At 62.2% G+C, this 14,294-nt stretch carries 12 protein-coding genes; 4 read left to right on the forward strand and 8 right to left on the reverse strand.

Annotation, left to right across the window (positions count from 1 at the left end; genetic code table 11):
• Positions 1–66: 66 nt before the first annotated feature.
• The 4 genes from K6M89_RS25310 to trxB all read right to left on the reverse strand — a co-directional run bounded on the left by K6M89_RS25310 (position 67) and on the right by trxB (position 4,055).
• Positions 67–1,191, reverse strand: coding sequence for an alkene reductase (locus K6M89_RS25310; protein WP_222141404.1), 1,125 nt, complete (start codon positions 1,189–1,191; stop codon positions 67–69).
• 124 nt (positions 1,192–1,315) lie between these two features.
• Positions 1,316–1,609 (reverse strand): ArsR/SmtB family transcription factor, encoded by a 294-nt coding sequence (locus tag K6M89_RS25315; RefSeq protein WP_010056174.1) that lies wholly within the window; start codon positions 1,607–1,609, stop codon positions 1,316–1,318.
• Positions 1,610–2,161: 552 nt separating this feature from the next.
• Positions 2,162–3,058 (reverse strand): LysR family transcriptional regulator VtlR, encoded by an 897-nt coding sequence (locus K6M89_RS25320; RefSeq protein WP_004671024.1) that lies wholly within the window; start codon positions 3,056–3,058, stop codon positions 2,162–2,164.
• A gap of 22 nt (positions 3,059–3,080) precedes the next feature.
• Entirely contained in the window at positions 3,081–4,055 is a 975-nt protein-coding gene (gene trxB, locus K6M89_RS25325; protein WP_097665523.1) for a thioredoxin-disulfide reductase, read from the reverse strand.
• Positions 4,056–4,286: 231 nt separating this feature from the next.
• Between trxB and K6M89_RS25330 the strand changes: the two genes are divergently transcribed.
• Positions 4,287–4,754 (forward strand): Lrp/AsnC family transcriptional regulator, encoded by a 468-nt coding sequence (locus tag K6M89_RS25330; RefSeq protein WP_009992419.1) that lies wholly within the window; start codon positions 4,287–4,289, stop codon positions 4,752–4,754.
• 1 nt (position 4,755) lies between these two features.
• On the opposite strand, the gene K6M89_RS25335 is transcribed toward K6M89_RS25330, so the two are convergent.
• Positions 4,756–6,102: a sigma-54-dependent transcriptional regulator gene (locus K6M89_RS25335; RefSeq protein WP_222141405.1), complete on the reverse strand. Its 1,347-nt coding sequence runs from the start codon at positions 6,100–6,102 to the stop codon at positions 4,756–4,758.
• Between the two features lie 4 nt (positions 6,103–6,106).
• Positions 6,107–7,981, reverse strand: coding sequence for a sensor histidine kinase (locus K6M89_RS25340; protein WP_222141406.1), 1,875 nt, complete (start codon positions 7,979–7,981; stop codon positions 6,107–6,109).
• 224 nt (positions 7,982–8,205) lie between these two features.
• Between K6M89_RS25340 and K6M89_RS25345 the strand changes: the two genes are divergently transcribed.
• A complete protein-coding gene (locus K6M89_RS25345) occupies positions 8,206–9,537 on the forward strand; it encodes a dicarboxylate/amino acid:cation symporter (RefSeq protein ID WP_097578648.1) in 1,332 nt (443 codons plus the stop codon).
• Positions 9,538–9,769: 232 nt separating this feature from the next.
• Here the strand turns inward: K6M89_RS25345 and K6M89_RS25350 are convergent, their stop codons facing one another.
• A complete protein-coding gene (locus K6M89_RS25350; RefSeq protein WP_222141407.1) occupies positions 9,770–10,828 on the reverse strand; it encodes a glycosyltransferase family 4 protein in 1,059 nt (352 codons plus the stop codon).
• 27 nt (positions 10,829–10,855) lie between these two features.
• Positions 10,856–11,332: a transcription elongation factor GreA gene (gene greA / locus K6M89_RS25355; protein WP_010028762.1), complete on the reverse strand. Its 477-nt coding sequence runs from the start codon at positions 11,330–11,332 to the stop codon at positions 10,856–10,858.
• A 252-nt stretch (positions 11,333–11,584) separates the two neighbouring features.
• On the opposite strand from greA, the gene K6M89_RS25360 reads away from it, so the two are divergent.
• Both K6M89_RS25360 and K6M89_RS25365 read left to right on the forward strand, forming a co-directional pair.
• On the forward strand, positions 11,585–12,817 hold the full coding sequence (locus K6M89_RS25360) for a putative DNA modification/repair radical SAM protein (protein WP_222141408.1): 1,233 nt from the start codon (positions 11,585–11,587) through the stop codon (positions 12,815–12,817).
• Entirely contained in the window at positions 12,817–14,271 is a 1,455-nt protein-coding gene (locus tag K6M89_RS25365) for a UdgX family uracil-DNA binding protein (RefSeq protein WP_222141409.1), read from the forward strand. The genes K6M89_RS25360 and K6M89_RS25365 overlap by 1 nt, the downstream gene beginning before the upstream one ends.
• Positions 14,272–14,294 lie beyond the last annotated feature (23 nt).

The raw sequence follows: 14,294 nt of genomic DNA on the forward strand, positions 1-14,294 counted from the left end.
ACAAAGATGGAGCGGAAATGGAAATCCCGCCTCTCGGCGGGATTTCGCAATTCGGATCCGAAAGCCTCAGGCGACCTTCTCGACAGCGGAATAGTCGATGTAACCCTTGGAGGTGCCGCCGTAGAAGGTCGACTGGTCCGGCGTGTTGAGCGGCAGGTTCTTTGCCAGCCGTTCGACGAGGTCGGGATTGGCGATGAAGGGCTTGCCGAAGGCGACGAGGTCGGCGCGGCCGCTTTCGACGGCATCGACTGCCAGGTCGTGGTCATAGCCGTTATTGACCATCCAGTTGGCCCCGCCGCCGGCCTTTTCATAGGTCCGGCGCAGCGCCTTGTAGTCGAAGGGAGGATTGTCGCCCTGCTGGTAATCACGGTCGCCGCCCGTCTGGCCTTCGATGACGTGGATATAGGCGAGGTCGTATTTGGCCAGTCCCTCGACGACATGGGCGAACGTGGCCTGCGGATTGGAATCGTAGCTCTCGCCCGATGGCGTCACCGGTGAAATGCGGATCGCGGTCCGGCCGGCACCGACTTCGCTGACGACGGCATCCACGACTTCAAAGGCGAGGCGCGTGCGGTTCTCGATCGAGCCGCCATATTGGTCGGTGCGGTCATTGACGCCGTCACGAATGAACTGGTCGAGCAGATAGCCGTTGGCGCCATGGATTTCGACACCGTCAAAACCGGCGTCGATGGCGGCGCGTGCGGCCTTGCGGTAATCCTCGACGATACCAGGGATTTCGGCGGTTTCGAGCGCGCGCGGCTCGGAGGTGTCGGCGAAGCTGCCGCTGCCGTTGGCGTTGACCAGATAGGTCTTGGCCTTGGCGACGCGATTGGTCGAGGAGACCGGCTTGCCGCCATCTGGCTGCAGCGTCGTGTGCGATATGCGGCCGACATGCCACATCTGTACAACGATCTTGCCGCCGGCGGCGTGAATGGCGTCCGTCACACGCTTCCAGCCTTCGAGCGCTGCCTTGCTGTAAAGACCGGGCACGTCGGCATAACCCTGGCCTTGATGGGTAATCGCAGTCGCCTCGGTGATGATCAGCCCTGCCGTGGCGCGCTGGCGGTAATATTCGACGTTGAGGTCGTTGGGGATCGCGCCCGGCGAGCGGTTGCGGGTGAGCGGCGCCATGACGATGCGGTTCTTGACGGTGATGTCGCCAACCTTGGTGGGTTCGAAAAGCTTGGCCATGATGGTCCTTTCTTTTGCGGGAGGATCACTCGGCGGGGGCAAGGGCGGCCCGGCCCCAGGCGGAGAGAAGTCGAGCGCCGTTGCGTCAAGGCCGATCGGGGCCATCAGCGCTGCGGCGGAGATTTTACAGGTCCTGCGTCAGCTGCTTGAGGAAGGCTGCGATCGTGTCTTCGTTGCGCTTGTAGAAGATCCACTGTCCCACGCGTTTGGTGGTGACGAGACCGGCGCGGTGCAGTGTCCCGAGATGGGCCGAAACCGTCGACTGCGACAGGCCGCACCGTTCGAATTGGCTGGCGCAGACCCCCATTTCGAAAGGATGCTCCTGCGTGAGGAAATGTTCCTCCGGATTTTTCAGCCAGTTCAGAATGGCCATCCGGGTGGGATGCGCGAGCGCCTTGATGATCTCGTCTTTGTCCATCGCGGTTTGTCGATCCGTAAATCGTATTTTCTCGATATATGGATCGACGTTCGACGATATGCAAATCACGGAGGCGTGAGGTGACAGCCTGCCGGGGCATGCGCAAATTTTGGGCAAAAAAAGAGGGCCACTGGAAACCAGGGCCCTTATAAGTTGTGAAGGTCAAAAACCTCCAGAGGGGAACAGCTAATGCGGTGGTACTGGGAGAGAAACCACGAAATGCATCAGCTGAAAGGGATATGGTGCTTCCTTAGGCAGCTTTCAATGCTTTTTTGTGCATGCCTGCTATGCGCCGCACAAATTTTTTGCGATGCAGCATTGCCCCGGACGGAAAGGCAAAAAAGAGGGCCGCTGGAAAACCAGGGCCCTTATAAGTGTGAAGGTCAAAAACCTCCAGAGGGGAACAGCTAATGCGGTGGAACTGGGAGGAAAAGCCACCATGTGCATCAGCTATGTGCGATATGGTGGTTTAATGGGCAAACGGCAACCCACATTTGCGCATGCCAGTCATGCGCTCTCTGCATAGTACAGAAATCATTCCATAAATCGGGCTTAGAAGTTCCAGTTTCTGGCCTTGCTGACGATAAAATCGCGGAAGGCCTTCAGCTTGGCGGCGTTCTTGATCTCGTCGGGATAGCAGAAATAGGTGTCGAAGGAGGGGACGTCGGCATTGATCGCCAGCTGAATCAGGCCGGGATCGCGCCCGACGATGTAATCCGGCAGGCAGGCGACGCCGATGCCGAGCAGGCAGGCGCGCTTGATCGAGGTCTGGCTGTTGATCTGCAGATGCGGGATGCGCTTGTTGTCCGACGAGCGGCCGGCGACCTCGAGCCAGTTGACGTCGAGCAGGTAGCTCGGCGCCGGCTCGCCGAAGGTGATGATGCGGTGGTTGTCGAGATCTTCGATCTTCTGCGGCTCGCCGTGGCGGTTGATGTAGGAGGGAGCGGCATAGACGTGCATGTGCACGGTGAAGAGTTTGCGCTGGATGAGGTCGGACTGCTGCGGCTGACGCAGGCGGATGGCGCAATCGGCATGGCGCATGTTCACATCCACTTCCTCATTGTCGAGGATCAGTTGGATCTGCACATCGGGATAAAGCTGCAGGAATTCCTGGATCTTGTCGGTCAGCCAGCCCTGGCCGAGGCCGACCGTCGTCGTCACACGCAGCTTGCCGGACGGCGTCTCGGTCGTCTCGGTGAGCTGCATCTTAACGGTTTCGAGCTTCAGCAGCACGTCATGGGCGGTGCGGTACAGCAGTTCGCCCTGTTCCGTCAGGATCAGGCCGCGGGCATGGCGGTGAAACAGCTTGGTGCCGACATCCTGCTCCAGCGCGCTCACCTGGCGGCTGATGGCGGATTGGGACAGATGCAGCTTATCGGCCGCGTGCGTGAACGAGCCCGCCTCGGCAGCTGCGTGGAAAATACGCAGCTTGTCCCAATCCAGTGGCATTCCCCCGCCTCTCATGCCGATCTTACTCCGCAGCCACGGCGACGGGCATGTGGCCCGTCAGATATCGCTCGGCTTCGAGCGCTGCCATGCACCCCATGCCGGCGGCGGTGACGGCCTGGCGGAACGTGTCGTCGGTCACGTCGCCGGCGGCATAGACACCCTCGAGGCTGGTCGCGGTCGAATCCGGCGCGGTCCAGAGATAGCCGTTATCCTTCAGCTTCAGCTTGTCCTTGAAGAGCTCGGTTGCCGGCGCGTGGCCGATGGCGACGAAGACGCCGTCGATCGGCATCTCGGTGACAGCACCGGTTCTGACGTCACGCAGGCGGGCGCCGGAGACGGATTGCGGCATCGGGGGTTTCGCCGGCGTGCCTGTTATTTCGGCCACTTCGGTGTTCCACAGCACCTTGACGTTTTCCTTGGCGAACAGCCGTTCCTGCAGGATTTTCTCGGCGCGGAAAGTGTCGCGGCGATGCACCAATGTCACCGACTTGGCGATGTTGGAGAGATAGAGCGCCTCTTCGACGGCGCTGTTGCCGCCGCCGACGACGATCACATCCTTGTTGCGATAGAAGAAGCCGTCGCAGGTGGCGCAGGCTGAAACACCGAAGCCCTGGAAATGCTGTTCGCTTTCGATGCCGAGCCACTTGGCCTTGGCGCCGGTGGCGATGATCAGCGTATCGGCCGTCCAGACCTGGCCGCTGTCGGTGCGGGCGACGAAGGGCCGCTGGTTCATGTCGACCTCGGTCACCAGGTCATTGACGATCTCGGCGCCGACATGTTTTGCCTGCTGCAGCATCTGCTCCATCAGCCAGGGGCCTTGGATCGGATCGGCAAAGCCCGGATAGTTCTCGACATCGGTGGTGATCATCAATTGCCCGCCCTGTTCGAGACCGGCGATCAGAACCGGTTTCAGCATGGCGCGCGCGGCATAGACCGCGGCAGTATAGCCCGCGGGTCCGGAACCGATGATGAGCACCTTGGTGTGGCGGGCGGGCATGTCATTTCCTTTCGACTGGCAGGAGGGCGGCGGCTAAATAGCGATTGCGGCCGTTTCGCGGTCCATGCGCCATTTATGAACGACCAATGCTTTTATTCAAGGGCAGCCTTGCGTTACCAACAAGGCAAATCATCCTGTTGTGCAAGAATCCGTCATCGGCGTGAAACTTTCTTGCGTATTCCGCGGCTTTATATAGAAGCTCGCCGCGGAAAATTAAAGAAAGGCCATGATGTGGGTCGCACCGAACTCGACGTCATCGACATAAAGATCCTCCGCGAGCTGCAGGCCGACGGCCGCATGACCAATGTCGAGCTCGCCGATCGCGTCGGTATTTCGGCGCCACCCTGCCTGCGCCGGGTGCGCAAGCTCGAGGAAGCCGGCATCATCGAAGGCTATCACGCCATGCTGAACAGCCCGAAGCTCGGCTTCGATCTGGTCGCCTTCTGCATGGTCGGGCTCAAGCATCAGTCGGAAGGCAATCTCAAGGCCTTCGCCGCCGCCACCACCGAATGGCCGCTGGTGCGCCAAGCCTGGATGGTTTCGGGCGACAGCGATTTCCTGCTGCATTGCGTGGCGGAAAATCTGACCCACTTCCAGGATTTCGTCATCGAGGTGCTGACGGCGAACGAACATGTCGATACCGTGCGCACCATGCTGACGATCCGGCAGGTGAAGAAGCTCGGGCTGGTTGAAGTCTGAACTATTTGCGCGAGGCATAGCCGCCGCGGTTGATGCCGTGGCGCTGGAGCTTGTCGTAGAACGTCTTTCTCGGAATGCCGAGCGCCTCGATGGTGCGTCGCACGTCGCCGTCACTGGCCGCGAGCGCGTCACGAATAATCTCGGCCTCGTAGCGTTCCAGCCGCTCGGGCAGCGTGCCGCCGGTCGGCTGGGGGGGAAGGGACGGCGCTCCGCCGCCTTCGACGCCAAGCACCACGCGTTCGGCATAATGGGAGAGTTCGCGGACGTTGCCGGGCCAGGGGTGCGAGGCAAGATGGCGGCGAACGGCCTCCGAAAGCTGCGGCACATCGCGGCGGAAGCGCTCGGCGGCGCGGGCGGCAAAGTGGGAAAAGAGCAGCGGAATATCGTCGCGACGCTCCCTCAGCGGCGGAATCGAAATCGTCACGACATTCAGCCTGTAATAGAGGTCCTCGCGAAAATCGCCGCGCACCTCGGGGTCGCCAAGGTCGATCTTCGCGGCCGCGACGACGCGCAGGTCGACCGGGCGCACCTCGTTGGTGCCGAGCGGGGTGATTTCGCGCATCTCCAGCACCCGCAGCATCTTGACCTGCGTGGCGACAGGCATGCTCTCGATCTCGTCGAGGAACAGCGTGCCGCCGCTCGCATGTTCGATGCGGCCGGTGCGGCGCTTCTGGGCGCCGGTAAAGGCGCCGGCCTCGTGGCCGAACAGCTCGCTTTCGATGACGGTTTCGGGCAGCGCCCCGCAATTCAGCGCCACGAAATTGCCGTTTCGGCGATGGCTCCACTGATGCAGGATCTGAGCAACGACTTCCTTGCCGCTGCCGGTTTCGCCGGCAACGAGCACGTCGACATCGGTATCGGCGATGTGGCGAAGGATCTTCCTGAGATTGTCCATGGCAGGCGTCTGGCCGATCAGCGGCAGGGTCTCCTGCGCATCGTCGGCAGCCTTGCGCAGCATGCGGTTTTCCAGAACGAGCCGACGTTTTTCGCTGGCGCGGCGGACGCTCTGGACGAGCCGGTCGGCCGGGAAGGGTTTGGCGATGAAATCATAGGCGCCGTCCTGGATGGCCTGGACGGCCATGGGGATATCGCCGTGGCCGGTCATCAGGATGACGGGCAGGTCGGCATCCATGTCTTTAAGCGTGGCGAACAGCTGCAGCCCGTCGATCTCGGGCATGCGGATATCGGTGACGACTGGGCCGGAAAAGTCGGCCGGCAGGTCGGCTAGCGCCGCTTTGGCACCGTCATAGGCGGAAACGGAGAAGCCGGCAAGTTCCAGCGTCTGGGCCGTGGCGCGGCGCAGATCGCCGTCATCGTCGATCAAAGCAACGGGTATGGCCATGTCCATGATCTCAAGCCTTCCTCAGATGAACGATGAACCGGCTTCCATCGCCATCGCTCTCGACCTCCATCCGACCGCCGTAATCGCCGACGATATCCTTGGAGATGACCAGCCCGAGGCCGAGACCTTTTTCCTTCGAGGTGTTGAACGGCGTGAACAGGCCTTTGCGGATTTCAGGCGAAATGCCGGGGCCGTTGTCGGCAACCGTCAGCGTCACCGTCTCCGCATCGGCCGATGTCCTGACCTCGACGCGCCCCTCTTCGGCCTTCGGCGCCACTGCCTCCAGCGCGTTCTGAAGCAGGTTGATCAGCACCTGCTCGAGGCGGATTCTGCTGCCCATGACCTGCAGCTCGGCCGGCGGCAGGTCGATGTCGAGCGTATCCATGCGGCCGGCAAAGCGGCTGCGCAACAGCATCACCGCCCCCTCGATGACGTCCTTCAAGCCTGTCGGTTCAGCGCCGCCGCGGCCCTTGCGGGCGAAGGTCTTCAGTTCCTCGGTGATAGAGCCTATGCGCTCCGTCAGTGCGGCGATGTTTTCTAGATTTTCACCGGCGGGCGCCGTCTGGCCGCGGTCGAGGAAGGTGCGGGCATTGTCCGCATAGGCGCGGATGGTCGCCACCGGCTGGTTGATCTCATGGGCGACGCCGGCGGCAACCTGGCCGAGGATCGCCAGCCGGTTGGCCTGCACCAGATCCTGCTGCACCGCCTGCAGCTTCTGTTCCGTGCTGCGGTGACCGGCGATCTCGGCCTGCAGGCGATCGCGCGCCTGGCTGAGATCCAAAGTCCGCTCGGTCACGCGCCGTTCCAGTTCCTCGCGCGCTTGTTGCTCCCTGAAAATCCTCAGCCTGATCGTCTGGCGGCGGCGCAAAAGGAAGGCTGCGCCGGCCAGGAGCGGTAAAAGCAGGAGCAGCGCCAGCATGCGTGTTTCGCGGACCGCCGCATCGACGGACGGCCCCGATGCAACAAGATGCTGCAGATGCCAGCCCGTCGCAGGGATCGGCATCCCGACATTGAGAAAGCTGGTCTTTCCGGCGCCGCCGGGCGTGACGATCTCGACGACATCAAGCCCGTCGCCGAGGTGCATGATGATATCGAGCGGCAGCGGCTGAAGCGGCGCGTCGCCGAATTGAAGGCTGTCGCGGATCGCGGTCAACCGATCCTCGGCGATGCGGCCAATCGTCATGAACCGCCAGGAGGGGATGCTGGTGATGAGGACGATGCCGCGATCGTCGATGACGTAGGACGGGGCGCCCGAGGCATGCCAATCCGCCTCGACATCGTCGAATTCCACCTTGACGACGACGACGCCCAGCAGACCGTCGCTGCCTGATATCCGCTCGGAAATATAAAGACCGGGCTTCTTGCTGACGGTGCCGAGCGCGAAATGCTCGGCCTGCCCGTGAGCGACTGCGCCCTGAAAATACTCGCGAAAGCGATAGTCGTTGCCGACGAAGCTCGTCGGGTCGCGCCAGTTGCTGGCCGAAACCGCGATGCCGTCCTTGTCGATGACATAGATGACGGCAGCCTTCGTACCGGCGGCCAGTGTCTCAAGCTTCCGGCTCAGCTGCTCGAACGTGCCGGCGTCGCGTCCCGCCAGGGCGGCGGCAAGCGCGGTATCTTGCGACAGCACGAAGGGCAGCGCCCGGTATTTCTCGAGGACCGTGCGCAGCAGCGACACGTTCATCCGCGCATCGGTGCGGGCCTGTTCCTCCAGGGCAGCTTCCGCCCGGTGCCGGCCAACCTCGCCGCTCACCAAGAGGCCTGCGGCGACGGCCGAGAGGGCGAGCACCGCATAAGCCCACCACAGTCGGCGAATGCGGTGGTGCAAGGGCAGGGAGGGCCAAAGCCTTTGCGAGACTGACAAGGACATGGCGGATTTGTGCATTTTTCCGCACGGGACGCAAATGGATTTGTGTGGGTTTTCGCATTGGTAGGGAGGCCGTTGGCCCGTCAGAAATTTTTTCTGACATAAACACAATGACTTAGGTGGATGGCGCGAAACTGGCACGGCGATTGCGAAGAACAGCGCAACAACGGCTGAGCTGTTGGATTGAAGCGAACGGCTCGGGAGGCCGGAGTTCGTTCCGGACGAGCCTTTAGGAGGACATCATGATCGCAGCACCACTCGATGCAGTTGCAGACAGCAAGGGCAGGAAGCCCTTCTATTCCCATCTTTACGTCCAGGTTCTCGCGGCCATCGCCGCAGGCATCCTGCTCGGCCATTTCTATCCCGAACTCGGCACCCAGCTGAAGCCGCTCGGCGATGCCTTCATCAAGCTCGTGAAGATGGTGATCGCTCCGGTCATCTTCCTGACGGTGGCCACCGGTATTGCCGGTATGAGTGACCTGAAGAAGGTCGGCCGCGTCGCCGGCAAGGCGATGCTGTACTTCCTGACCTTCTCGACGCTGGCGCTCGTCATCGGCATGATCGTCGCCAACGTCGTCCAGCCCGGCGCCGGGATGAACATCGATCCGGCATCGCTCGACCCGAAGGCCGTCGCCACCTTTGCCGATAAGGCGCATGAGCAGAGCATCGTCGGCTTCCTGACGAATATCATCCCGACGACGATCGTCGGCGCCTTTGCCGACGGCGATATTCTGCAGGTGCTGTTCTTCTCGGTGCTCTTCGGCATCGCGCTCGCCATGGTCGGCGAAAAGGGCGAGCAGGTCGTGACCTTCCTCAACGCCCTGACAGCTCCGATCTTCAAGCTCGTCGGCATTCTGATGAAGGCCGCCCCGATTGGTGCCTTCGGCGCCATGGCCTTCACCATCGGCAAGTACGGCATCGGATCGATCGCCAATCTCGCCATGCTGATCGGCACATTCTACATCACCTCGCTGCTCTTCGTTCTCGTCGTGCTCGGCGCCGTCGCCCGCTACAACGGCTTCTCGATCCTGGCGCTGCTGCGTTACATCAAGGAAGAGCTGCTGCTGGTGCTCGGCACTTCGTCTTCGGAGGCCGCACTTCCGGGTCTCATGAACAAGATGGAAAAGGCCGGCTGCAAGCGCTCGGTCGTCGGCCTCGTCATCCCGACCGGCTATTCCTTCAATCTCGACGGCACCAACATCTATATGACGCTGGCAGCCCTCTTCATTGCCCAGGCAACCGGCATCCAGCTCTCCTGGGGCGACCAGATCCTGCTGCTCCTGGTGGCGATGCTGAGCTCGAAGGGTGCGGCCGGCATCACCGGCGCCGGTTTCATCACCCTTGCCGCGACACTCTCCGTCGTGCCCTCCGTGCCGGTCGCCGGCATGGCGCTTATCCTCGGCATCGACCGCTTCATGTCGGAATGCCGGGCCCTGACCAACCTCGTCGGCAATGCGGTTGCGACGATCGTCGTGGCACGCTGGGAAAAGGAGCTGGATACCGCGCAGCTTGCCAGAGCCTTGGGCGGAGAGACCGAGGAGACGTCGGCTGCCGGTCTCCAGCCGGCGGAATAATCAGTCTGATTGTTGGCAATCTTTGCGGCGGCCCGTTATCCAACGGGCCGTTTGCTTATTGATAATTTCGTTCTCTACTCGTCGTCATCCTCGGCCTTGTGCCGAGGATCTGCTGCCCTATCGACCCGAGGTAGATGCTCGGGACAAGCCCGGCCATGACGGAGGGAGGGGCTGACTGACCTCTTCAGCGGCCCCATGGCCGTTTACCCTAACGGCCATTTCTCGTTCCGCGTCAGCCGCGATTGCTGCGGAGAAGGCGGTCGTAAACGGCGCCGATCGCGGTTGCTTCCTTCTCCAGTGCAAAATTCGCCCGGACATGGCGCAGCGCATTCTCGCCATGGGCGATCGCCAGCGTGGGATCTGCGATATAGGGGGCGATCGTCCGCGTCAGTGCCTCACCGTCGCCGGCGGCGACGACCGCGCCGGTCTCGCCCTCGGCGATGAGTTCGGCATAGGCGCCGGCATCCGATGCCACCACCGCCGTGCGCGAAGCCATGGCTTCGAGCGGTGTCAGGCCGAAGCCCTCGTTGCGGGAGGGGGCGACATAGAGCGTCAGGCGGCGATACCAGACTTTGATATCGGGCACTTCGCCGAGGAAGAGGATGCGGTCGCTAAGGCCTGCGGCGGCGACATCGGCCGTGAGCTTGTCGCCGAAGCCCACGTGCTCCGCCGTCACCCGGCCGGAGACGACGGCCGTCCATTCGGGGTGCTGCGGCAAGAGTTCGATCATCGCCCGAACGAAGAGATCGGTGCCCTTCTGATGGCGCACGCGGCCGAAACAGCCGACCAGATAGCGGCCGGGCAGACCGGTCGCGGCAATGCCGTCTTCCGCCGTTTCCGGCGGGTGGAACAAGGACAGATCGACCCCGTGCTGGATGACCGTGTGCGGCACCTCGAGGAAGGAGCCGGAGCGGTCGCTGGTCGCAATCACCGCGTCCATGCGGCGGATCAGCCATTTCGTGTAGGCGGTGTGGTGGCGCTGCGCGGCCGAGGTGAAGATGAGCTTCAGCGGCATGCGCAGGAGATGGCGGAGCAGGATGCCGACGGCCATCTCATTGTTGCGGCGGGCGTGCCAGACGCGATGGCGCCGGCGTGCCGGCGGGCGCCAGAGGCTTAAAAGTTGCAGCCATCTCAGTTTCGGCAGGCCTTCCGGCAGGCCCGGTCCAAGGGTCGCGATTCCGATGCCGAGCCGGAGCTGGCATGGGATGAGCTGGACGATGGTCGACGTGACGCCGGAGAGCCGGCGCTTGAAATTGGGCGCGATGATCTCGACGTCACGCATATCAGGCAAGGGAGGGGTCTCGTCTGTGGCGGGCGATCAGCCCCAGGAAACCTGGAGGATTTCGTAGGCCTTGGAGCCGCCGGGCGCGTTGACCTCGATGGAATCGCCGACTTCCTTGCCAATCAGCGCGCGGGCGATCGGGGAGGAGATGGAGATGCGGCCGGCCTTGACGTCGGCTTCCTGGTCGCCGACGATCTGGTAGGTCTTTTCTTCCTCGGTGTCCTCGTCGACGAGCTTCACCTTGGCGCCGAACTTGATCTTGTGGCCCGACATCTTCGTGAGGTCGATGACCTCGGCGCGCGCCGTCAGGTCTTCCAGCTCGCTGATGCGGCCTTCATTGTGGCTCTGGGCTTCCTTGGCAGCGTGATATTCGGCGTTTTCGGAAAGGTCGCCATGGGCACGGGCTTCGGCGATCGCCTCGATGATTCGGGGGCGCTCCTCCTGCTGACGCCAGCGCAGTTCTTCCTGCAGCTTGACGAAACCACCCTGTGTCATCGGTACCTTTTCAACCATTTTTCTGTCCTTCACTCCTTGTATCGGCACGTCAGGCGCAAACACAAAAGAAAACAGGTCCCGAAGGGGAGCTTCGGAACCGTGCCACAATCCTAGTTAAGTGCTTATAGCAGATCGCCAAGGCCGATTTCCAGAAAATTCGCATAAACGCAACGCAACCCCCGCGATATCAGGTGATGCGCCAGAAAATCGGGCGGGGGCGGGATGGAGCCGGATTGACTTTGTATATTAGAACATATAGTGAACATAGGAATGAAGAAGTCGCTTGCCGAACGCTTGGCCATTCTTTCCGATGCCGCGAAATATGACGCTTCCTGCGCCTCCAGCGGCACGGTGAAACGCGATTCGAGCACAAGCGGCGGGCTCGGTTCGACCGAGGGATCCGGCATCTGCCATGCCTATGCGCCGGATGGTCGATGCATTTCGCTTCTGAAGATCCTGCTGACCAATTTCTGCATCTACGACTGCGCCTATTGCGTCAATCGCTCGTCGAGCAATGTCGAACGGGCGCGTTTTACACCGGAAGAGGTGATCTGGCTGACGCTGGAATTCTACCGCCGCAACTATATCGAAGGCCTCTTCCTTTCCTCCGGCATCATTCGTTCGTCCGATTACACGATGGAGGAAATGGTCCGCATCGTCCGTGAACTGCGGGTGGCGCATGCTTTCCGCGGTTATATCCATCTGAAATCGATCCCCGAGGCGTCGCCGCGGCTGATCGAGGAGGCGGGGCTTTATGCCGACCGGCTGTCGCTCAATATCGAGCTGCCGACGGATAACGGCATCAGCCGCTTCGCGCCGGAAAAGAAGCCTGCCAGTATCCGCCGATCGATGGCTGATCTCAGGCTGAAGATCGAGGCCGCCGGCGAGCCGACGCTGAAAAGCAAGAAACGCCAGCGTTTTGTCCCGGCCGGCCAGAGCACGCAGATGATCGTCGGCGCCGACGGCGCGAGTGACGCGACCATCCTTGCGACCAGCGGCCGGCTCTACAGCAGCTACGGCCTCAGGCGGGTCTATTATTCCGCCTTCAGCCCAATCCCGGATTCGTCGAAAAACCTGCCGCTGATCAAGCCGCCGCTGATGCGCGAACACCGGCTCTACCAGGCCGACTGGCTCTACCGCTTCTATGGTTTCGGCATCGACGAGATCACCGCCAATCAGGCGGGCGGCATGCTCGATCTCAACCTCGACCCGAAGCTTGCCTGGGCGCTTGCCAACCGGGCCGAATTCCCCGTCGATGTCAACAGGGCCGAGCGTGAACGGTTGCTGCGCGTGCCCGGCCTCGGCACCAAGACGGTCAAGGCGGTCGTTTCGGCGCGCCGCTTTCGCCGTCTGCGGCTGGATGATCTCTCGCGCCTCGGCGTTTCGATCAAGAAGGTCCAGTCCTTCATCTCGGCGGAAGGCTGGTCGCCGCGCCGGCTGATCGATAGGCCGGACCTTCGCGCCATGTTCGAGCCGCAGCCTGAACAATTGTCGTTGCTGTGATGCGCCGGGTCGTGCTTGCAGGACGCGGAGATCTTGCCGAATGGCGTGATGCCGCGCGCGCCTTGGCGGCCGCCGGCATAGTGCCTGAGGAGATCGAGTGGCGCGAAAGAAGTGCGGAGGCGGATCTTTCCTTTCAGCGCGACGCCATGCCGCCGGCGCCGGCGGCATTACGCAAGCCGATGACGGTGCCGCCCACCTTCATCGAGCTTGCCGAGACGGTTCTTTGCCATTCCGATCCGGCGCGCTTTTCGCTGCTATACCGCCTGCTCTGGCGGCTGCAGCTGGACCGGCAGCTGCTTGAGGTGACCTCCGACGAGGATGTCGTGCGTGCCAGGCTGATGGCGAAAAACGTGCATCGCGACGCGCACAAGATGACGGCCTTCGTCCGCTTCAAGGAGGTTGGCGCGGTTTCCGCAGGGCGGCGAAAATTCATCGCCTGGTTCGAGCCGGACCACCACATCGTCAGGCGGACGGCGCCCTTCTTCCAACGACGTTTCACCGACATGGACTGGTTGATCGCCACGCCCAAGGGATCGGCCGCCTGGGACGGCGAGCGGCTGACGATCAGCGACGAACCTTGCGAGAAGCCCAATCTTTCCGACGTAACCGATGAGCTCTGGCGCACCTATTATGCCAGCATCTTCAATCCGGCCCGGTTGAAGCTGAAGGCGATGCAGGCGGAGATGCCGAAGAAATACTGGAAGAACCTGCCGGAGGCCGATCTCATTCCTGGCTTGATTGCATCGGCCGAAAGCAAGGTGCGGGAGATGGCGGCAAGGGAGGCAACGCAATCGCTGCCTTTTCACGACCGGCTGCAGCAGGCTGCGCGCAATCTTCCCGCCGAGCCCGAGCTTCCGGCAGGCACGCTCGAAGCACTGCGCGCGGAGGCTGCCGTCTGCACGCGCTGTCCGCTTCACGCCAATGCGACGCAGACGGTGTTCGGGGAGGGGCCGCGCGATGCGGATGTGATGTTCGTCGGCGAGCAGCCGGGCGATCAGGAGGATATTGCAGGACGTCCCTTCGTCGGTCCGGCGGGCAGGCTTTTCGATCAGGTGACTGCGGAGGCGGGCATCGACCGATCGACACTCTACGTCACCAATGCCGTCAAGCATTTCAAATACGAGCCGCGCGGCAAGCGGCGCATCCACCAGAAGCCCAATATGGGCGAGGTGCACCATTGCCGCTGGTGGCTCGATCTGGAGTTGGCGCTCGTCAAGCCGAAGCTGATTGTCGCCATGGGGGCGACGGCGCTTGTGGCGCTGACCGATGTGAAAGGGCGCCTGCAGGACGTCAGGGGAAAGGCAATGGCGATCGAAGGAGGGCGCACGCTGTTCGTGACGGTGCATCCGTCCTATCTGCTGCGCATTCCCGACGAACGGCTGAAGGCCGAGGAGATGGCGCGCTTTCGCGAGGATATGATGAGAATTCAGCGACTTATGAAGGCGGCCGCATAAGTTGATTCTGGTTGAACTCAGCG

The organism is Rhizobium croatiense (assembly GCF_019793465.1).
GTDB lineage: Bacteria > Pseudomonadota > Alphaproteobacteria > Rhizobiales > Rhizobiaceae > Rhizobium > Rhizobium croatiense.